Annotated in this window: 21 protein-coding genes; 15 read left to right on the top strand and 6 right to left on the bottom strand. The window is 55.1% G+C overall.

The features are described 5' to 3' along the window. The first annotated feature begins 396 nt into the window (after positions 1 to 396). The 12 genes from Q0C48_RS12170 (at position 397) to Q0C48_RS12115 (ending at position 11,460) form a co-directional block, all read left to right on the top strand. The gene (locus tag Q0C48_RS12170; protein ID WP_291524729.1) at positions 397 to 1,029 is read left to right on the top strand and encodes a DapH/DapD/GlmU-related protein; all 633 of its coding nucleotides are present in this window, start codon (positions 397 to 399) and stop codon (positions 1,027 to 1,029) included. A 70-nt stretch (positions 1,030 to 1,099) separates the two neighbouring features. Beyond that, positions 1,100 to 1,900, top strand: a complete 801-nt coding sequence (locus Q0C48_RS12165; protein ID WP_291524727.1) for a Wzz/FepE/Etk N-terminal domain-containing protein — start codon at positions 1,100 to 1,102, stop codon at positions 1,898 to 1,900. Between the two features lie 144 nt (positions 1,901 to 2,044). Beyond that, positions 2,045 to 3,280, top strand: a complete 1,236-nt coding sequence (locus Q0C48_RS12160) for a hypothetical protein (RefSeq protein WP_291524725.1) — start codon at positions 2,045 to 2,047, stop codon at positions 3,278 to 3,280. Next, complete coding sequence (locus tag Q0C48_RS12155; protein WP_291524723.1) at positions 3,277 to 4,509, top strand: glycosyltransferase family 4 protein; 1,233 nt, start codon at positions 3,277 to 3,279, stop codon at positions 4,507 to 4,509. The genes Q0C48_RS12160 and Q0C48_RS12155 overlap by 4 nt, the downstream gene beginning before the upstream one ends. After that, the gene (locus Q0C48_RS12150; RefSeq protein WP_291524721.1) at positions 4,506 to 5,735 is read left to right on the top strand and encodes a glycosyltransferase; all 1,230 of its coding nucleotides are present in this window, start codon (positions 4,506 to 4,508) and stop codon (positions 5,733 to 5,735) included. Before Q0C48_RS12155 ends, Q0C48_RS12150 begins: the two co-directional genes overlap by 4 nt. A 19-nt stretch (positions 5,736 to 5,754) precedes the next feature. Beyond that, positions 5,755 to 6,780, top strand: coding sequence for a GHMP kinase (locus Q0C48_RS12145; RefSeq protein WP_291524719.1), 1,026 nt, complete (start codon positions 5,755 to 5,757; stop codon positions 6,778 to 6,780). Continuing rightward, complete coding sequence (locus Q0C48_RS12140; RefSeq protein WP_291524717.1) at positions 6,780 to 7,364, top strand: D-sedoheptulose 7-phosphate isomerase; 585 nt, start codon at positions 6,780 to 6,782, stop codon at positions 7,362 to 7,364. The genes Q0C48_RS12145 and Q0C48_RS12140 overlap by 1 nt, the downstream gene beginning before the upstream one ends. Further along, positions 7,364 to 8,050, top strand: a complete 687-nt coding sequence (locus Q0C48_RS12135; RefSeq protein WP_291524715.1) for a nucleotidyltransferase family protein — start codon at positions 7,364 to 7,366, stop codon at positions 8,048 to 8,050. Before Q0C48_RS12140 ends, Q0C48_RS12135 begins: the two co-directional genes overlap by 1 nt. Continuing rightward, positions 8,047 to 8,592 (top strand): HAD family hydrolase, encoded by a 546-nt coding sequence (locus tag Q0C48_RS12130; protein ID WP_291524713.1) that lies wholly within the window; start codon positions 8,047 to 8,049, stop codon positions 8,590 to 8,592. Before Q0C48_RS12135 ends, Q0C48_RS12130 begins: the two co-directional genes overlap by 4 nt. After that, the gene (gene lhgO / locus Q0C48_RS12125; RefSeq protein WP_291524711.1) at positions 8,589 to 9,785 is read left to right on the top strand and encodes an L-2-hydroxyglutarate oxidase; all 1,197 of its coding nucleotides are present in this window, start codon (positions 8,589 to 8,591) and stop codon (positions 9,783 to 9,785) included. Before Q0C48_RS12130 ends, lhgO begins: the two co-directional genes overlap by 4 nt. A 209-nt stretch (positions 9,786 to 9,994) precedes the next feature. Next, entirely contained in the window at positions 9,995 to 10,489 is a 495-nt protein-coding gene (locus tag Q0C48_RS12120) for an acyltransferase (protein WP_291524709.1), read from the top strand. Positions 10,490 to 10,572: 83 nt separating this feature from the next. Then, entirely contained in the window at positions 10,573 to 11,460 is an 888-nt protein-coding gene (locus tag Q0C48_RS12115; protein ID WP_291524707.1) for a glycosyltransferase family 2 protein, read from the top strand. A 42-nt stretch (positions 11,461 to 11,502) separates the two neighbouring features. Here Q0C48_RS12115 and Q0C48_RS12110 read toward each other — a convergent pair whose 3' ends face one another. The 5 genes from Q0C48_RS12110 to rfbF form a co-directional block, all read right to left on the bottom strand. After that, positions 11,503 to 12,816 carry a hypothetical protein gene (locus Q0C48_RS12110; RefSeq protein WP_291524705.1) on the bottom strand — a complete coding sequence of 438 codons (1,314 nt, stop codon included), beginning with the start codon at positions 12,814 to 12,816 and terminating at the stop codon, positions 11,503 to 11,505. Positions 12,817 to 12,869: 53 nt separating this feature from the next. Continuing rightward, positions 12,870 to 14,093: a class I SAM-dependent methyltransferase gene (locus tag Q0C48_RS12105; protein WP_291524703.1), complete on the bottom strand. Its 1,224-nt coding sequence runs from the start codon at positions 14,091 to 14,093 to the stop codon at positions 12,870 to 12,872. After that, on the bottom strand, positions 14,090 to 14,641 hold the full coding sequence (gene rfbC, locus Q0C48_RS12100; protein ID WP_291524701.1) for a dTDP-4-dehydrorhamnose 3,5-epimerase: 552 nt from the start codon (positions 14,639 to 14,641) through the stop codon (positions 14,090 to 14,092). The genes Q0C48_RS12105 and rfbC overlap by 4 nt, the downstream gene beginning before the upstream one ends. A 94-nt stretch (positions 14,642 to 14,735) precedes the next feature. Further along, entirely contained in the window at positions 14,736 to 15,815 is a 1,080-nt protein-coding gene (locus Q0C48_RS12095; protein ID WP_291524699.1) for an NAD(P)-dependent oxidoreductase, read from the bottom strand. A gap of 44 nt (positions 15,816 to 15,859) precedes the next feature. Then, a complete protein-coding gene (gene rfbF, locus Q0C48_RS12090) occupies positions 15,860 to 16,648 on the bottom strand; it encodes a glucose-1-phosphate cytidylyltransferase (protein WP_291524697.1) in 789 nt (262 codons plus the stop codon). Between the two features lie 268 nt (positions 16,649 to 16,916). On the opposite strand from rfbF, the gene Q0C48_RS12085 reads away from it, so the two are divergent. The 3 genes from Q0C48_RS12085 to Q0C48_RS12075 all read left to right on the top strand — a co-directional run bounded on the left by Q0C48_RS12085 (position 16,917) and on the right by Q0C48_RS12075 (position 19,839). After that, positions 16,917 to 18,383, top strand: a complete 1,467-nt coding sequence (locus tag Q0C48_RS12085) for a flippase (RefSeq protein WP_291524695.1) — start codon at positions 16,917 to 16,919, stop codon at positions 18,381 to 18,383. Beyond that, on the top strand, positions 18,380 to 19,474 hold the full coding sequence (locus Q0C48_RS12080; protein ID WP_291524693.1) for a glycosyltransferase family 2 protein: 1,095 nt from the start codon (positions 18,380 to 18,382) through the stop codon (positions 19,472 to 19,474). Before Q0C48_RS12085 ends, Q0C48_RS12080 begins: the two co-directional genes overlap by 4 nt. A 149-nt stretch (positions 19,475 to 19,623) precedes the next feature. Beyond that, positions 19,624 to 19,839 carry a hypothetical protein gene (locus Q0C48_RS12075; protein WP_291524691.1) on the top strand — a complete coding sequence of 72 codons (216 nt, stop codon included), beginning with the start codon at positions 19,624 to 19,626 and terminating at the stop codon, positions 19,837 to 19,839. A gap of 257 nt (positions 19,840 to 20,096) precedes the next feature. Here the strand turns inward: Q0C48_RS12075 and Q0C48_RS12070 are convergent. Then, positions 20,097 to 20,720, bottom strand: a 624-nt coding sequence (locus Q0C48_RS12070; protein WP_291524689.1) for a transposase, incomplete at its 5' end; no start/stop codon positions are given.

Raw genomic sequence — 20,720 nt, 5'->3', positions numbered from 1 at the left:
AGGGGAAAACCCCACAGCCCACCATGGGGTGACTGTACCCCTGGTGAATAGTTACCAAAAATGGTGAAAGTCTGGCGTTTGTGCTCAGCTACTTTCTGACGTATCAATCCTTCCCGGAAAAGAATCAGATTATCAAGAAAAAACTGGTGAGGGCCAGTTTCAACGGAGCCAAATTCCGTTTGCTACTTGGCGACAATGCTGAGGCTCGGGTGGGTTTGATGAATGCGTTTCGCCTGACCGGAAGTTTCCTTTGCTTCATGGCTTATCTGTTCGCGTGCCGACCGTCTGGACTGACCCGTCCCACGCTGAAAGCGATATTACATTTTCGCAAATAAAGCCATCGCCTTACTTCTGAAAACAACCAGAAAACCTTTTGCTCTAGGAGCGTGATATACCATGATATACAAAAAAATTACAGGCTTTTTTAGGGCGCCCGTATCGGTGAAAAGAAACAAGCTGAGAAGGCTATATCATCACCTGATTGGCAGGATCTACTACAGGAGATTTTTTAAGCACTTTGGGGGTGGATCTCTAATTTTTTCACCCTTGAACATAGCTAGTCCTGAGCATATTTCCATTGGCAAGCGTGTTAGCATCGGTCATGGCGCAAGACTTGAAGCGCTTACCGGTTGGCACGGAGGACAGCAGTTTTTCCCGGAATTGGAGATTCAGGATGATGTCGACATTGGGCAGCACACCACCATAGGCTGTGCCAATAAGGTGGTGATTGGCCGAAACACCGTTATTTCGTTTGGTGTATTCATCACAGATAATGATCATGCCTATGAACAGATCGGCGTTCCAGTAATGAAGCAACCGCTGATCGTTCAGCAGACCATTATCGGAGAAAACTGTTTTATTGCTTCGGGTGTAAAACTGCTGGCGGGCACGGTGCTGGGAAAGCAGTGTATAGTAGGCTCCAACTCCGTGGTCCGAGGAGAGTTTCCCAACTATTGCGTCATCGTCGGCGCACCGGCCCGCGTGGTCAAACGCTACAACGCACAAAGCGGATGCTGGGAACGGGTATGACACTACTAAAGACATCGGCCGTGGCAATGATATATACTTCGGAAGTCAGCAAGACGGACAAGGGTAAAACATGTCTTTGGAAGGAAAAACGCCTCAGGATGAATTTGGTTTGCGCGATATCTGGGAGATTATCCTTGGGCGCAAATGGCTGGTGATCGCCACTGCGGCGATCTGCGTGGGGCTGGCATTGGCTTATGTGACCTTGGTGACCACGGTCTATGAGAGCCGGGCCATGGTGCAGGTCGGCAAGGTGGCCGGACAACCTCTGGACAACGCCCTGCAATTGTCGAGCCGCTTGAAGAACCATTACACCCCGGTCAATACCGACTTGGCCAAAAAGCAATTGCCCAAGCTCTATGCCGTTACGCCCGACAAGAACGATGGCATCATCCTCACCCTGGAGGTGAGGGCGCGCTCGCCCCAAGAGGCGCAGCAGTATTTGCAGGGGATCATCCAGCGGCTGCTGGCGAATCAGCAACAGCGCTATGACCAATTGTTCAAGGCCCGGCAGGCGCAGTTGGGGCAGTTGCAGGCGCAGTACGAGGACCTGCGTCCCACCCTCAACGCCAAGGACCGTATTAGCAAGACACCAGCGGATTCCGCATCAGCTTTGCTGTTGCTGGAGCAATCCCGCCGCATCGACACGCTGAGCGGTTTGCTGGTCGCCATCGCCAACATGGAGAATGAATTGGCGCCCGTCAATACCATGCCCACAGTGGAGACGCTTTCACCGCGATATGATCCCAACCCCGTCGCGCCCAAGCGCTTGTTGATTCTGATGTTAGCGCTATTGGGAGGGCTTATGCTGGGCGTATTTCTGGCGCTCGTTCAGAACGGTTCGCGCAGACCGCCGGATCGGGTTTCGTCCTGATGCGCTTCCGCAGTTTTCAGTCTCCGCTTATACAATTGGTGTCCTGCCTGCATACCCTTACTCCGCTAGTTTGCGCTGATACCCAATATTGACAGCGATATATATTGCCCAGCAGAGTTTGATATTGGACGTCAAGGATATACCATGAAAGCGTTTTGGGTCAGATCAGTAATATACGTTGAATTGATATCTCTTGTATTTCTACAGCGGTTTGCGATTACCTTTGGCGTTAAGCAAATCCCACTGGTGCTTCCGCTGACGTTTGTGGTGATGACCATATTGTTTTTGTGCAATGCGGTGGATATAGCGCGAGCCAAGCTCGAGGCCTACACCTTGATGATATCTATGTTAATCCTTTGCGCGGTGATGAGCATCGGATCATTGCACATTGCATTGACGTCGCTTGCGGCCCTCGCCAGCGTGTACTTGTTATGGACTGTCACGATAAAGGATCCATACCGGCCTATCTTCCCAGACGCATTGAACGTTTTCCAATGGTCTATTGCCGTCACATCGCTCCTGTCTGTTTTTCAGTTTTTATTACAACTCGTTGGACTTGGCTTTTTAGACCTCAATTCGTTGGTCCCCACCCACTGGATGTTGAGCGGATTTAACACCACATATCATCCACCGTTAATGAACATATTTAAAAGTAACGGATTTTTCATGTTGGAACCGTCATTTGCATCACAACTGTCAGCGCTAGCATTTATTTTTGAGTATCGCTACTTCAAACGCATCAGTTTGCTCGCTTTATATATGGCGGCCGTGATATTTACCTTTTCTGGAACGGGAATCCTGCTCATTCTGCTTGCCGCTGTCTTTGCCTTTAGAGACTTTCTGCTGCCTAATAAAAAGGCGTTAAAGTATTTATTGTTCTCACTTGTCCTGGTTTTCCCAATGACGATTGCCTATTTGCCGGTCTATATCGAAAGAATACAGCATCAACTGTCCACCGGTTCTAGCGCGTATGCGCGATGGGTGTCACCTTTTATTGGGGTATCCTATTTGTTTCCAACCCATACCCTTTGGGGGGCAGGTCCAGGCTCTGAAAGCCGGTCTCCGCTTCTCACGCTGTTACCGCCGGCAACCTCATTTACCGTACTCCCAAGTTTGTTATTCCAATATGGAGTCATTGGCACCGTGAGTTTTGCTATATTTCTATATGCCTGCGTTAGGCCCTATGTAAAAAGTGGCGTGTCGAGCACCATCATCGTTTCTCTAGGAATAATATATTTGCTATTAAACGGCACACTAATCGAGCCGTTCATCGACTTCCTCGTGTTGTTTTTAGCCGTTATTTGGTCCCGAGAAAATGCACAACCAAACGGTACGTATCAGCACAAAAGCGGGCTATCGCTTGGAGCAAGGGCGCCATGAGTAAAATAAAATGTTTAATTATTACCCACCGACCCATGCTCCCGGATATGGATGGAGGGGCCAAGGGTATGTATGAGTTTGCGAAGGCCATACATAACAGCGGTATAAGCGTTGCCTGGGCAACCATGCGTAAGAAGGGTGACGCAGACTTGACGGAATGCCCACAGGCTTCAATTTTTTCATCAAACCATTTTGGCCCTTCCGTTTCCAACAACACCGCCGGTCTATTGTTATTATCTATCATCAGTTCCGTTCAGCCGTTTAATATGTGGAAGTACGCATCGAAGGATTTCAAGGAACAATTGATTGATATTGTTGCTGTAGAACAGCCAGACTTTATCATTTGTGAGCATCTCCATACGGCCCAATATGGGCGTGTGTTAAAAAAAATATATCCGAATATTCCAATAATTCTGCGGGAACACAATGTTGAATACATCATCTTGCGGAGAATGGCCAGAGGTTTTCGTAACCCAATTAAAAAACTGGTCTACGCCCATCAGGCAAGCCGTCTCCAAAAATATGAAAAGGCGGCGTTGGGTTGGGTAGATCAGGTGGTGGCAGTGACGGCCACTGATGCGGATATGCTCAACAGCATGCGCCCAAATCTCGCGCACCCAGTTGAAGTGGTGTTGTCAACCATTACAGGGCCTGACAAGGTCAAAAAAACCTTTATGGACGGCGGTGTCCTTAGGTTATTACATTTCGCAGCAATGGAATCCCCCGCAAACCAAGAGGGGCTACACTGGTTTCTGGATGCTGTTTTGCCGATCTTGCGTTCTCTAAATATAAGGTTCAGATTATCCATATTCGGCAAAGGGATGCCCGATTGGGTTGCGCGTTACGCAGCAGAGGATGTGATGGTCAGGGGGTTCGTTAAGAATGTTGAAGATGCCTACGCGGACGCCGACCTGGCGCTCGTGACCGTTCAGGCCGGTAGCGGCGTCCGGATAAAAATTTTAGAACATGCGATATGGGGTGTGCCGATCGTATCCACCCGGGTTGGTGCGGAAGGGTTGGTGGATCCGCTGGAGTCAGGGGTCAGTGTGTGTGATTCCGCCGAGGAGTACGCAAATATCATTTCCCGTTTTGCTAATGACCCGGCAAGCCTTTATGCAATGTCCAAACGTGGCAGGACTTGGGTGATGAATCATTATTCGGAAACATCGACTGCGCACTCCATCTTGTCGCTGGTCAACAAGGTCAAGGGTGCGAGCGCTACTTCATGAGTGCAGACACCCAAAAACGGCTGCGGGTGCTGTTTGTCTGGACGCGTCCCGATCCCGGCCTGTCTATAAGTGGACGGGACGGCTTTATACGAAAGATGAAGGAGGCCGTCGGTGACGCACATCAAACAGTGGATCATCAGGTCAGAGGGCGTGTTCATCACGTCACCGGCGTCAGGAAAGTACTGTCGTTGGCATCTGTGGTCACGCAAGCCGTTTTTAGCGGCCGGGCGATACAGGAAGTCCTCTTTAGCAGTAAACGGGAGGAACGGCGGCTGCTAAGGACCATTCGGGAGGTGAACCCGGACGTCATCTACTTTGACACCGTCCGGTGCGCGTCGCTTGTGCGCGCTGCAAGACGGCACAGCAACGGTGTGCGTTTACTCGTGGATTTTGATGATCTGATGTCCAGGCGTTATAGCGAACATGCTGCCCATGTGTCCCAGCAGGGGCTCCAGCTTGGATATCTGGAAAAAAAAGTCGGGCGTAAATTGAGTCGGATAATGAACAGACTACCTATCTCCGGGTGGGTGGTGCAGCGCGAGGCGGCGGCACTGGAGAGGACCGAGGTAGAACTCGTATCCATCGCCGACCGAATTATTCTGGCCTCCCCTACCGAGGCGACGATTCTGGAAAGCAGGATCCACGCCGGTCGCGGATCGGTGGGTTTTATTCCCCAGTCGTTTCATGCGATTTCTCCAGCGAAGACCCTGGTGACGCCTTATCGCTTCATTTTTGTCGGTAGCGATTCTCAACTGCAAAACGCCTTGGCGATCGATTATCTGCTTCGAATCTGGACGGATCTTCGGCCACACGCCCCACTGGTCATATTTGGGCGTCAGCGCCGCTACCTCCCTGTGGTAGAAAATGTGCAATTTTCAGGATATGAACCTGCATTCGAGCGCATTTATACCAATACCAGCATTGTGCTTGTACCGGCCAAGCTTGCTGGTGGCATCAAAACCAAGGTGCTGGAGGCTTTGGCCTACGGCGTGCCTGTGGTGACGAACTCCATGGCGGTGGAGGGGTTGCCGGAGCAGATTGCTCATCTGGAGATGGTGGCGACCGAAACACAGTTGTGCGATATTATCACCCATCCGGAGTCTTACATCGACCGACTGACCGCGTCTTGTGCACAAGCGAGGGCCATTTTGTCGGAGAACTGGGGCCCCGACGCTTACCGGCAAAAGCTCTACCGCGCGATACTGGGGCAGGGTGACCTGCTCTAACTTTGGGGAGAAACTGCGAATGATTGTACGTGCCAGAGCACCCTTACGTCTTGGTCTGGCCGGTGGGGGCACGGATCTTTCACCCTTTTGTGATGTGCATGGCGGGTATGTGCTGAATGCCACCATTGATCGGTACGCCTATGCCGTGATCCGGCTGTTGGACGAGCCTTGTGTGCGTTTCCTGGCGACGGATCTGCGGGTTGAGGAGTGCTTACCGCTCTCTGAGCCGATTGCGCTGGATGGACAGCTCAATCTGCACAGGGCGGTCTACAACACTATGATGCAGCATTACCACGGTGGTCGGCCTATGGCCCTGGAGTTGAGCACTTTCTGCGATGCGCCTGCGGGTTCTGGCCTGGGGTCCTCTTCTACGCTCGTGGTGACCATGATCCGGGCCTTTGGCGAGCTGCTGAATCTGCCCATGGATGATTACACCATCGCCCAACTCGCCTTCCAAATCGAACGGGTGGATTGCGGCCTTCAAGGCGGGCGACAGGACCAGTACTCGGCCACCTTCGGCGGCTTCAACTTCATGGAGTTTTTTGCCGAGGATCGCGCGGTCATCAATCCGCTACGCATTAAAAATTACATCATCTGTGAATTGGAGGCGTCCCTGGTGTTGTTCTATACCGGGGTGTCGCGTGAATCGGCCAAGATCATCGCGGACCAAAGCCGGAATATGGAGGAAGGTTCCCACGACGCCATGGAGGCGATGTATGGCTTGAAGCAGGAAGCGCTGGTGATGAAGGAGTGCCTGCTCAAAGGCGATTTCAACGGAATCGTGGAATCCATGCGCATGGGGTGGGAGAATAAAAAGCGTTCGGCGAGCACGGTATCCAACCCGCAGATTGATGAGATGTATTATTCGGTAATCGAGGCCGGAGCCCTCGCCGGTAAGATATCGGGTGCGGGCGGAGGCGGATTTATGATGTTTTTTGCGCCCCCGGACCGCCGGATGGATGTGGTGCGCGCCCTCAGCCGCTTTTCAGGACAGGTCAGCAATTGCCATTTCACCAAGAATGGCACACAGGCATGGAGGCTCTGATGCGATCCTATATCCGGTCGCAACTGGCTGGTGCGCAGTGTCTTCTCGAAAACATGGCGTGCGATACGGTGTTACAAGAGCGCGTGCAGACCGCTGCGGAGGTCTGTATCCGCTGTCTGCGCCAGGATGGAAAAATACTTCTCGCGGGAAACGGGGGGAGCGCGGCGGATGCTCAGCATATTGCGGCAGAACTGGTAAGCCGCTTTGCCTTTGACCGTCCGGGCTTATCCGCCCTGGCGTTGACTACAGACACCTCCATTCTCACCGCCATCGGCAATGATTACGGATATGAATACTTGTTCGCGCGGCAGGTGCAGTCCCTGGGCCGCAAAGGGGACGTGCTGATCGGTTATAGCACTTCCGGGAAATCGCCTAACATTCTCCGGGCCTTTGAGGAGGCACGGCAGCGGGGATTGGTGACCATCGGCCTCACCGGAAATCGCGGCGGCCCCATGCAAGGCCTGTGCGACCATCTGCTGGAAGTGCCCTCCGGCGACACGCCGAAGATTCAGGAGGGGCACCTGGTATTGGGCCATATTCTCTGTGGTCTGATAGAGAACGCCCTGTTCTCGCCGCGACCCTAATGGAGGCCATCATCCTGGCGGGCGGTTTCGGCACCCGTCTGCGTACGGTAGTGCCGGACGCTCCCAAACCCATGGCGCCGGTGGCGGGGCGGCCCTTTTTGGAGCTATTGCTACAGAATTTGTCCCGTCAGGGCGTGAGGCGGGTGGTGCTTTCGCTGGGGTATAAGGCCGAAGTCATCACCAACCACTTCGGTCATCGCTACCGCGATATGGCGCTTGCTTACACCATCGAGGATGCCCCCCTCGGTACCGGAGGCGCTGTGCGAGAGGCCCTTGCCCATTGCCACAGCGACCGTGCTGTGGTGTTGAATGGCGATACTTACCTGGAAGTGGAGATAAGCCGGCTGGAGGATCTCTGGCAAAGAAACGGGCAGCCGTTGATCGTTGCCCGCGAGGTTGCGGATACCACCCGCTATGGGCGCCTGGAAGCGAAAAACGACCAGGTGATGCGTTTCGCGGAGAAGGCGGCATCCGGGCCGGGCCTGATCAATGTAGGCTGCTATTTGTTTCCAAAACATCTGCTAGATGCGTTCCCTTTGGGTCAACCCTTCTCCCTGGAACAGGATTTTCTGGTGGAGGCGGTGCAACGTGCGTCCTTCGGATTATTGGTTACCCGTGGCCGCTTTATCGACATCGGGGTGCCCGAAGACTACGCCCGCGCCCAAGTGGAGCTTGCAGCGCTGTGAGGCGACGCGCGCTCTTTCTGGATCGCGATGGCGTCATCAATGAGGACACGGCCTATGTATGCCGTCAGGAGCATTTCACTTTTATCGACGGCATTTTCGACCTGGTAGCATCGGCCAAAGCCAGGGGGTTTCTCGTCGTGGTGGTCACCAATCAGGCGGGCATCGGGCGCGGATATTATACCGAGGCGGACTTTCATTCCTTGATGAAGTGGGTGAATGGCCGTTTTGAGGCGCAAGGTGGCGCGCTCGATAAAATCTACTTTTGCCCGAGCCACCCCGAACATGGGGTCGGTGCGTATAGGCGTGAAAGCCCCTTCCGTAAGCCGGCTCCCGGGATGCTGCAGGCGGCGATCCGGGAACTGGGCATTGATCCGTCCCGGTCTGTGCTCATCGGGGACAAGATGACGGATATTGAGGCGGGTCGGGCAGCGGGCATTGCCATCAATCTGCTTTTCCGCCCCGAGGCGGGGGAAAGCTATCAGCCTGCCATCTCCCAACTTAGTAAGGCAGGGGCTTATCTGGACGACGAGAGGAACCCATGATCTACGATTTTTGTGTGGTTGGCGGTGGCATTGTAGGATTCGCCACGGCGATGGAGCTTCTGCAGTTGCACCCCGGTGCAAGTCTGCTCATCCTTGAAAAGGAAAATAGCCCTGGCCTTCATCAAACCGGACATAACAGTGGGGTCATTCATGCGGGTATCTACTACGCGCCTGGGAGTCTCAAGGCGCAGTTGTGTCGTGACGGACTCAATGCAAGCAAAGCATTCTGTCGTGACCACGACCTGCCTTTTGAGGAATGTGGCAAACTCATTGTGGCAACGAATGATATCGAGCGTGAGCGCATTGATGCGCTGTATGCACGTGCGCACGCCAACGGCTTAAGTCTCGAACGGATCGACGGTGAGGAACTGGGTCGCAGGGAGCCGAATATCAGCGGGGTGGCGGCACTTTATAGCCCGGAAACAGCCATCACCGACTTCGCTGCCATTTGTCGCAAGATGGCCGATCTCGTCGCTGAGCAGGGCGGCGAAATTCATTACGGCACTACTGTCGATAATATTGTGGAAAAGGACACACATGTGGAGATCGGCGCGGGCGGAAACGCCTGGCGGGCCAAGAAGTTCGTTGCCTGCGCGGGGGCGCAATCAGATCGTCTGGCAGCGCTTGCCGGGCTGGACGTGGACTTCCGCATCGTGCCCTTCCGCGGGGAATACTTCCAGCTTCCACCGGAAAAAAACAATATCGTGAAACATCTTATTTATCCTGCACCGGATCCTTCGTTGCCATTTCTTGGCATTCACCTCACCCGCATGATAGACGGCAGTGTCACGGTTGGGCCGAACGCCGTCGTTGGTTTTGCCCGCGAGGGTTACCAAAAGTTGTCCTTCGATCTTCGCGACACTTTGGATTTCGCGTCTTATCCAGGATTTTGGAAGCTCATCCTGCAATATCGTCACCATGCATTGCACGAATTACGCGGTTCATTGAGCAAACAGGCCTATCTGGCGGAGTGCCACAAATACTGTGCGTCGCTCGAACTCGATGATCTACAGCCTTATCGTACCGGCGTCAGGGCACAGGCCGTTTCCAGAGAGGGTGCCGCTATTCACGATTTCCTGATCAAGGAGACGAAGCGAATGCTCCATGTTTGCAACGCCCCCTCCCCCGCCGCGACGTCGGCGATTCCGATTGGCGCCATGATCGCCCAGAAATGCGGGGAGCTACCGGGATAGCCACTCCTTGACATCCCCATCTACCCCAACGCTAAATTTCACAGGTCAATGTCTAAACATAGGGTACTGATGGTTATGATATATCAAAAAGTCGCAGCATTTTACGGGCGCCGGTATCGATGAAATATATCAAATTAGAGACCTTATGGTCGAAGCTGGTCACTGAGGTTTAATACCGAAAAATATTTAAACGGTTAGGTGCGGGATCCTTGATACGTTCACCGTTACTTATCACCAATCCGAAGTACATCCGTATCGGTGATAATGTTCAGGTGCGCGATGGCCTGAGAATGGAGGCGCAAACTGGTTGGTCCGGGCAAGAATTTACTCCGGATCTGGTCATTGGGGATAATGTCAGCATTGAGCAGCATGGGACGATCAGTTGCGCGAATAAGGTGGTCATTGGACGGAACACCGTTATTTCGTATGATGTGACCATAACTGACAATGACCATACCTACGAAAAGATTGGTGTTTCTGTAATGTTACAACCTCTTAGCGTTAAGAAGGTCATTATCGGAGAAAACTGTTTTATTGGTACGGGCGCAAAAATCCTCGCCGGCACGGTGGTTGGAAAACAGTGCATAGTAGGCTCTAATTCGGTCGTCAGAGGTGAGTTTCCGGATTATTGCGTTATCGTCGGATCTCCCGCCCGCGTGATAAAGCGTTACAATACACAAAGCGAATGCTGGGAAAGGGTATGAATCGAAAATGAATTGGCTGGACATCGGCGTGTACATATACGGTTGTGAAATTACCTGATTTTACCTATCCCCCAGGAGGTGACATGTCAAATAATACTCGTCCCGTTGTTTGGATCACGCTTGTGAACTGGAATGGCTGGCGTGACACCGTTGAGTGCCTTGCATCACTTGAAAAACTCGTAAAGGACAATTTTGATGCCCGGGTGGTAGTAGTGGACAATGGTTCCACGGACGATTCCGTAGAACGAATATTGGAACGATACCCCTCTCTGGAACTATTGAGATCCGACTTGGACCTCGGTGCTGGTGGCGGCTTTAATATTGCCATCAGAAAAGCCATGGAAGAAAACGTGGATTATGTTTGGTTGCTGAATAATGATGCCATTGCGACTCCTATGGCACTCGCCGAATTGGTAAAGGCCGCAGAATTAGATGCACGAATTGGCGTTGCCGCATCGGTCTCATATTACAAGGACGCACCTCAGAAAATTCAGGCATGGGGAGGCGGGTGGATTAGTTTTTGGACTGGGCGAGCGGGCCATTACCATAATGCCGTTGGCGGGCAAAAGTTACAATATTTAACCGGTGCAAGCGCTCTGCTTCGTTGCGCCGCGCTGAAGTCGGTCGGACTGCTGGATGAAAAAAGATTTTTTATGTATTGGGAAGACGGTGATCTGTCATTCCGGATGCGGAATAGTGGCTGGCGGCTCCACGTGAGCCCTGAATCCCACGTTTTTCATGGTGAGTATGCTGAGGAAGGGAAAAAAACCAGTCCGCTAGTTGACTTATGGTATTGCGAATCGGGGGTTAGGTTTTTCAGGCGACATGCGCCATTCCCTGCTTATACCATCGGCGTCTTTCTCTTAAATCAGCTTCGCAGAAAAATCTTATTCCGTAATGCACCAGGCTTCAGAGCCGTGCTGAAGGGCGCCTGGCTTGGCCTTACACGCAAGGAACAGGCTCACGTTTGACAAAAAACTGTCGCCTGCTTTTTCGCTGGGCAGGCGAACGGTTCAGATCCCGCCATACGGCATATGAAAATACTCGGCCTGTTCGCGGCGCAGACGCTCTATCAGGCGTCCGGACGGTAGTTCGACGTCATCATAAGTGAGTACCTGATCCTTGGGCACTGCGCGCTTGATCCGACAGTCATCGGCCACCCCCATGGGCAATAGGCGATCGCGAGCGACGACATCAGCGTTCTCGGCCAGACCGTAGCTCAGGAAGCCGCCGAATCCGTCCAGCACTTCGCCCGGAACGAGATCGCGCTTGGCGGTGGTTATCACTTCGACGTGTGGCCTGCCAATCGGTGCCATCGTGGCGTCGCCGAAGAGCGCGGCGCGTGCGATACTGTGATGTGCCTCGAAATGGCAGAGGTGATAGGGTCGATAGAAGACGTAGTAAGGTCCATCACCGAGTTTGTAGTATTTCAGATATTCGCGCTGCACGGGATGGTCGTAGCGGGCGATGACGAAGACGCCCGGCGCGGGCTCGGCCTGAACCACATAATCCACAATGCCGCCAGGGATTTCGAGTGCCTCAGGGGGATACCAGCCCGGAGATTCTCGCACCTGAGTACCCATCGGCACAGTAGGTCCGTACATACCGCGACGGGCGACGCTCAAGCCGAAAGCGTTGGCCGAGACGGCCATTTCATAGGATATCTTGGTGCCGTCGGCATAAGATGCCACCATGGGCGGGCGTTGGCGGGTGCGCCGGGCAAATTCAATCTGGGTCTCCGGATTGCGGTAGGGATCGTGCAGGCCCTTGATGTTGCCGACGAGTGCCGGCTCGGCGCCGATGGAGCGCACAAAACGATAGAGATTGGCGATGACACCGGGTTGGTCGCCGTCGGATTGCGTCAGGCATACGCCGGCACGGTCAGCATACACCTTGAGGATCGGCCCGACGGTGCCGTCGAGCTCCGCATCCATCATGACCACATGCTTGCCGTGTTCAATGGCGCGCAGAACCATGCCCGCGGCATAGTCCACGCTGCCGGTGATCTCCAGGATCACGTCTATCTGCGGGCAGTCGGTAAGTAGCGTAGCATCCTCGGTAACGGCGTAGCGCTCTTCGGCAATGGCCTGCAAGAGGGCAGCCGGGCTCTCTACCGCGACGGCATCCTCGGCTCCCGCCTGGCTATAGGCATGGCGAGCGCCTTCAAGGTGGCGATTGGCTATGGCCACGAGCCGCAATCCGGGTGCACGGCGTGCAACGAGTTGCAAGGCGACGCCGCGTCCTTCAAATCCGGCACCAATCATGCCGACACGAATGGGCTGGCCCTGGACCTCGCGCTCAGCGAGGAATTTGTCGATGACCATCATGGGGTGTACTCCTTAAAAAGGGACGCCGCAGCGTCCTTGGGGGAATAAGCAGCTTAACTGACCACAAGTTCCGGTACGGCTACTGCAAATTGTCCACCCCAATCATGGATGTAACCATAATGCAATCTGACCTCCTCTGCGATGTTCCAGGGCAGGATCAGGACGATATCCGGACGGCGCTCTTTGAGCACGGCAGGGGGCAGAATGGGAATGTGGGAACCGGGTAGGAATTTCCCCTGTTTGGACGGCGCGGCATCGCAGACATAGGGCAACAAATCCGGCTTGATGCCCGCGTAGTTGAGCAAGGTGTTGCCTTTGGCGGCGGCACCATAGGCAGCAACGGACTTGCCCGCCCGCTTTTGCGCAATCAGAAAGCTGACGAGGTCATCTTTCACGCGGTCGGCGCGAGGTTGAAAGGCGTGGTAGGTTTCCAGGTCGCGTAGACCCGCTTGACCCTCTTCTTCCAGCAGTTTCGCCACCGCTGGCGTGGTATTCCGTTCATCCTCCGCATGGCAACCGTAGATGCGCAGACTACCGCCGTGGGTAGGCAGTTCTTCCACATCCCATACGCGCAGACCCGCTTCTGCGAAGATCCGGCTCACGGTATACAGGGAAAGATAAGAGAAATGTTCATGATACACGGTGTCGAACTGAGTGTTTTCCAGAAGGCGCATCAGATGAGGAAATTCCAGGGTGATGGTGCCCGAGTCCTTGAGGGCGGCCTTGAGGCCGGCCGTGAAGTCGTTGATGTCCGGTACATGGGCGTAGACGTTGTTGCCGATGATGAGGTCTGCGCGCTTGCCCTGGGCGGCGAGGTTTTCGGCCAGCGACTGGCCGAAAAATTCACGCAGAATGGGGATGCCCAGACTTTCCGCGGCATCAGCCGTGCCCGCGGTGGGCTCGATGCCCAGACAGGGGATGCCGGCCGCCAGGAAATTCTTGAGCAGATAGCCGTCGTTGGCGGCCACCTCCATGACCAGACTGTCTTTTCCAAGCGCAAGCCGGGTGCTTATCATGCTGGCATAGCGGGCCGCATGCTCCAGCCAGCTTTGGGAAATGGACGAGAAATACGCATAGTCCGCGTTAAAGAGTTCGTCCGCCTGGGTGTAGTCTTCTGTCTGCACCAACCAGCAATGGTGGCAGACAAAGAGCTTGAGCGGGAAGTACAGTTCGGGCGCCAGGAGGTCGGCCGTGGACAGGTAGGCATTGGATGGCGGGGCGAAGCCGAGGTCAAGGAACACATGTTGGAGCGGCTTCTGGCAGTGACGACATTTCATATGGTCATTCCTAAATAATCGGTGTTCAGTAGTGGATGATGGCGGTCACGCGCGGAGAGATCGGCAACCGGTAGCGGCCAGGTAATCCCGAGTCGGGGCTCGTCATGGCACAGGCCACCTTCAGCGGCAGGGGTATAGTATGCGGTATGCAAATAGAGCAATTCGCTTTCCGCTTCCAGCACTTGGAAGCCGTGGGCACAACCCTCTGGGATCACCAGCATGCGGGCATTGTCCGGCGTCAACTCCTCTGCATGCCACTGCAAAAATGTCGGTGACCCGGCGCGCAAGTCCACCGCCACATCCCAGACGCGCCCCCGGATGCAACGCACCAGCTTCATTTCGGCATGGGGCGGGAGCTGGTAGTGCAAGCCCCGGATCGCGCCCACCGTGCTGGTGCGGGAGTGATTGATCTGGACGATGTCACGGTTGCCGAGTATTGCGGCCAATTCCTCTTTGCAGAAGAAGCGTGAGAAGGCGCCGCGCTGGTCTGCGAAGGGCTGCGTCGCCACGACGGCGACTCCCCACAGGGCTGTGGCACGAATATTCACGCGGCGCTCCGGGCCACGCCAGCGGCCCGTACACTGGCAACAGGTGCCGTAAACTGCACTTGGCTGATGATGCCACCTTGCCCCAGATCGAAAATCACGCCTGGGCTGCTCGCCAGGGGGCACTTGTCTGACGCGCATGAACCCAACGCAGATCAGCATCAAGCCAGCCCCCCTCGCGCAGGTGCGTGAGGGTCTTGAGACGCATGAAGGAACCTTCGCGGAAAGCAGCATCGCGGAAACCAATGGCTTCGAGTCCGACTTTAAGGTCGGCTAACGTACGTTCCAGCGTCCATTGTGGCTGATGGTCGGGGGCGAGTTCGCGAAAGTGGCTGAAATCCACGCGATAGGAGCGCTTGTCTGAGGCGGCCTCCGGGTTGATGGACACTTCTACGCCCCCAACCGTTGCTGCGGCTGCTTTGGCGAGGTCACGAATCTGATAGTTCCAGGAGTCGGAGCCGGTATTCATTACCTCGAAGTCTTCACCAGCCTTGCGGTCGAGCGCCCAGTCCATGGCGCGGCACATGTCCTCGATGTGAATCAGCGGGCGCCAAGGGCTTCCATCGGAGAGCACTTCAATGCTCCCCTTAGCGAGCGCCGTGGCGACGAAGTCGTTGATTACCAGATCCAGGCGCAAACGCTCACTCATGCCGCAGGCCGTGCCAAAACGCAATGCGGTAACGCGAAAGTCCGGACTCGCCAAGGTTTCGAGTTCTTGCTCACTACCCACTTTGGAGCGGGCGTAGGCGGTCAGCGGAGCGAGCGCATCTTGCTCGCGGCGCGGGGTGTCCGATCCTGCACCATAGACGCTGCAACTTGATGCGAAGACGAAACTCTTGACGCCGGCAGCGCGTGCGAGCCTCGCCACGCGCAGGGTGGCCGTTTGGTTGATGTCTTCGGTGAGTGTCTCGAAGGCCTTGCCGAGGGGATCGTTGGACAGCGCCGCGAGATGCACCACCGCATCCACCCCCGAAAGCAGGCCAGGATCGCAGTCGCGCACGTCGGCGTAGTGCTGGACATCGAGGGCGCTTTCTGGCCACGGGCCACGGGTGGTCAGCGCGCCAGCGAAAAATCCTGGGTCGAGACCTTCGATCCGCGCCCCGTGGCGGGTTGTACGCAGGTGGCGGATGAGCACCGGGCCGATGTAGCCGAGATTGCCGGTAATGAGAATTTTCATGGTCGCTCCTGATTTGTTGATGAATGTTTGCGGTTTTCTGATGATTACTGTTCGGCCGTCCAGGTACACCAGGGCGCCTGCCCCTCAGCCCAGAGTGATTCGAGGTATTGCTTGTCTCTTAATGTGTCCATCGGCTGCCAGAAACCACTATGGCGATAGGCCATCAGCTCGTTCTCGTGAGCCAGCCGTTCCATGGGCCCTCTTTCCCATACGGTGTCGTCACCCTCGATGTAGTCCAGAACCTCAGGATTCAGGACGAAGAAGCCGCCGCTCACCCAGGCCCCGTCGCTCTCCGGTTTTTCACGGAACTGGGGGACATGATCGTCGTGAGGATGGAGTCCGAAGGCGCCGAAACGTCCCGGTGGCTGCGCGGCCAGCAGGGTGGCCTTGCGTCCGTGCTGCCGGTGAAAGGTGATCTCGGCGCGGATGTCGACATTGCTGACTCCGTCGCCATAGGTCATGCAAAAAGGCTCATCCGTGTCCAAATACTCGCTCACCCGGCGCAAGCGCCCACCGGTCATGGATTGCGCACCGGTCTCTACCAAGTGGACTCGCCAGGGTTCGGCATCGTGGCGCCGGTAGTGCAACTCGTTGGTGGCAAGATCAATGGTCACATCCGCCCGGCGCAACAGGTAACTGGTGAAAAATTCCTTGATCATGAAGCCCTTGTAGCCGAGGCAGATGATGAATTCCTGGATGCCATGGGCCGAGTAGTGTTTCATGATGTGCCATAAAATGGGCATCCCCCCGATCTCGACCATGGGCTTGGGACGTACCCCCGTTTCTTCCGCCAACCGGGTTCCAAACCCACCGGCCAATATGACAGCTTTCATTCAGGCAACTTGCCTCATTCCGGGAGAACCATGAAAAAATTTTATACCGGAACCCCGCGTTGGCGCAAGGATGGGTTGGCACACAGATCCATCGCAGTGTGGTATAAACGGTTTTTATCCCGTTTTAAGTCCCATGCAGGGCTATTCTATTTCTCTATATTGCCATGTTAGGATTCCTCATCAAGTATAGATATTTAAGTCCACAGGGAAGTTTTGTGATCGACTACGGCATATCCCAGAATACAGCAAGTAGTCTTCAGGGGCGCCAATGAGTATCGGTCGTCACACGCTCTACAACATCCTCGGAGGGATCGCGCCCCTGGGCGTTTCGCTCGTCACCGTGCCGATCTACCTGCACGCCATCGGTGAGGCCCGCTATGGCGTGCTGGCGATCGTCTGGCTGTTTACCGGCTATTTTGGTGTTTTCGATATGGGGCTCGCTCGCGCCAGCGCCTACCACCTCGCCCGCCAGCATGACGAGGCGCCTGCGGTGCGCAGCACCACCTTCTGGACGGCACTCTGGCTCAATCTGAGCTTTGGCCTCTTGGGTGCCGCCGTGCTCTACGCTGTCGCCCAACCCGTTTTCGCCCATTTTTTCCACATGCCCGAAGCCCTGCGCCGCAACGTACTCGTCAGCCTGCCCTGGATTGCCGCAGCACTGCCGCTGGGAACTTTGGGTGGCGTACTTGTTGGCGCGCTTCAGGCACGAGAACGCTTTGGCTTCTTGAATCTCAATGGTGTATTGAACAGCATGCTGACACAAATCGTCCCGCTCATCGTGGCGGTTTTTATCAGCCCTGAACTCACCTGGCTGATTCCCGCCATCGTCCTTGCCCGCGCATCAGAATTAGTGCTCCTGTTCGCTGGTGTCTGGCGTTTCTTGCCTATCGTGCCTTCTGTTCTGTTCGACCGTACGCGGGCCCGCGCCCTGTTCACCTACGGTGGCTGGATTTCCATCAGCAACATCGTCGGGCCGGTGCTTGTCACCTTCGACCGCATGCTGATCGGTGCGCTGCTCAGCGTTCAGGCCGTGACCTATTACACCGTGCCCTACAATCTGGTCACCCGCATGACTATCATTCCCGGTGCCCTCGTCACCAGTCTGTTTCCCCGCTTTTCGCGTGCCGAAAGCGGAGATGGGGGGCGCTTGGCGGAACGCAGTCTGATCATGCTCATGGCGGTGATGACGATACTGACCGTCGTGGGCATGGCCATACTCCCCCTGTTTCTGCGCTACTGGATCAGCCCGGAATTTTCACAACATGGGGCCGCGGTGGGCATGATTCTGCTCGCTGGTGTCTGGATCAACGGACTGGCTTATATCCCCTATGGCTTGCTTCAGGGGCAGGGCCGTCCGGACATTACCGCCAAACTGCATCTCATCGAGCTGCCTTTTTTCCTGTTGATACTTTGGGGCGGGATTCACTGGCTGGGACTGGCGGGGGCGGCGCTGGCATGGAGCTTGAGGGTGGCCGCCGATGCTTTATTGCTCTTCTATTTCGCACGGCTTCTCTCTACCTTGAGATATATGTTACCTGCCATGGCGATGATCTGCCTGGCGGTCATCGTCGCTCCGCAAGCCATCATCTCTGTGCAAAGCCTTTTGGCTGTGGTCATCGTGTTATTCAGCATGGTCTGGGCGTTATGGATCGCGCCGGAACTGCGGCATTCCCTTGTTACGGCGGCGCTCCGCTTGCGCCGAATTTCTCTGGCACGTATGGGAAAGTATCCATGAACGAACACGCCCCCCGTATCTCCATCGCCATGGCCACCTATAACGGCGCGCGCCACATTCGCGAACAGCTTGACAGCCTCTCCGCACAGACCCTGGCGCCCTACGAGCTGGTGGTCACCGACGATGGCTCGACCGATGCCACGCTGGAGATCGTAGCGGATTTCGCATCTATTGCACCATTTCCGGTACACATCCATCGCAACGAAAAGCGCCTGGGCTTTGCCGATAATTTTTTGTACGCAGCCAGTCTCTGTGGAGGAGAGTTTATCGCCTTTTGCGACCAGGACGACGTCTGGATGGCGGAGAAGCTCGCCACCTGCGCCTCGGCCTTCGCCGATCCCGATGTGCTGCTGGTCATGCATGCCGCGCGCGTGACGGGACCGGATTTAACGCCTACCGGTCAATTTTACCCGGATATTAAAAAAAGACGGACTTTTAGGGCTCTTCTAGGTAATATTTGGCAGACTGTACCGGGATTTGCCATTGTCTGTCGTTCTTCACTTTTAGGATTGGTAGATTCTAACCTGCGCCCATTCAATTTCTTTGAAGATCCAAGAAAGAAAATACCAACGGGGCATGATGCATGGGTTTTTTTTCTTTCGCAATCGCTGGGAAAAACCGTATTCGTAGAAGTTCCCTTGGCTAAGTATCGTGTTCATGGCGCGAATACGGAAGGTCCGCCAAAGCCCGTATCATTGCGAGAGAATCTGGCCCTCAGCTACCGTACAAATACTGCACGTTATGCTAATTTAGTAACCATTTCGAAACAACATGTCACAGTGCTAACGGCAATAGAAAGAAATCCATCCATCCCGTCCGAGTTCCGCCTTCGCGCAGAGTGCGCCCGCCGCTACTGGGAACGGCAAGAGCGCGATTTGGGTCGCCGAGCCATCCTTTACGCCAATTCGTCAACTTTCGCGCGTCTCCGCAGCTTTATTACGTTGTTGGCGGGCGGTGCCTATCGCCCATCTGAACGTGGCGGTTTCGGTCTGCGTGGATTGGCCAAGGACCTTGTTACCTTCGGCCTTTTCTGGCAACGCCTCAAAGGAGAAAGTAGCACAGAGGCGAAAAACATGGACAGATCTTCATGAAAATTCGCGTCGTGGCGCCGGTAATGCGGCCCGCATGATGCGCCATAAAATGGGCATCCCCCTAGTTTTTGCCGTTGATTTTCTGAAATCCTGGCCTATAGTCTTAGATAGGTAGCTAGAAATAGGCTGCTTCTACGGAGGAAACCGTCATGGCAAGTTCTGGCAAATATGGCAATGTACAAATCCCCGGCATCGGTGCGGATGAGCCCGTATTCATCCTGCGCGCCCAGGATCGTCTGGCGGAAGCCGCCCTGGAAATGTACCGGGCGCTGGCGAGCTCCCATGGCGCTCCGGTAGCGCCCGGGGTCAGCAAGGAAATAGATCGTTTCCGGCAATGGAAGGGGCAGAAAAAGCTGCCGGACTGACCTTGGGATCAAACGCATTCTGCGCGCGTTGGGATTTGCCCAGCAAAAGAGCAAGTCCGGTTCATCGCATGCCTGAGTCGACAGCCTCAGCACCGAACTAGAAACAACTCTTGCCAGATACAACACAAACTGGTTTTGACATCCTCCTCGCCCTGAAGGACGAGGATTCCTTTCTGCCAGCAGCGGCCCACCTTCAGCCGCTTTGATTGACCCATTCCCTTTGGTTTGGGCCAACTTCACGGCTTACGCCTTACAGGCTAAGCCGTGAAACAGACTACCCCGGCGTGCCCCGCCGTTGACTGCAATCCTCTTGCGAGGATGTTTCGTGCCGCGTTCACGTCGGCATGCGCCTCAAACCCACAGTGCAGGCAATGGAATACTTCCTGGCTTGGCCGGTTCCCGGCGTCCACCACACCGCAAACCGGACAGATTTGCGAAGTATAGGCCGGGTCCACCAAGAGCAGCATGCCACCGGCCCACTGGAGCTTGTAGCCCAGCATCTGTTTGAGCATGCCCCAGCCCTGATCGAGGATGGATTTGTTCAATCCCGATTTTTGCCGGATATTGCGTCCGGGTTGCTCCACCGTGCCCCTTGCGGCGCCGGTCATGTTCCGTACTTTCAGGTCTTCTAGCACCACGACCGCGTGGTTTTTGCTGATGGCGGTGCTGACCTGATGCAGTACGGTCTTGCGAATCTCCGCGATGCGCTGATGCAAGCGCGTGATTTTGGCCTTCTGTTGCTTCCAGTTGGCCGAGAACTTCACTTTGTGCGCGAGCTTTCTTTGCTCCCGCGCCAGCCTCTTTTGCAGGTACCGATAAGCCGTAACCGGCAGGAACATGGTGCCATCGGACAACGTGAGCAGGTTCGCCACGCCCCGATC

This window comes from Acidithiobacillus sp. (assembly GCF_023255755.1).
Lineage (GTDB): Bacteria > Pseudomonadota > Gammaproteobacteria > Acidithiobacillales > Acidithiobacillaceae > Acidithiobacillus.
Note: the sequence above shows the minus strand (reverse complement) of the source record. Positions and strands in the feature narration are given on the sequence as shown.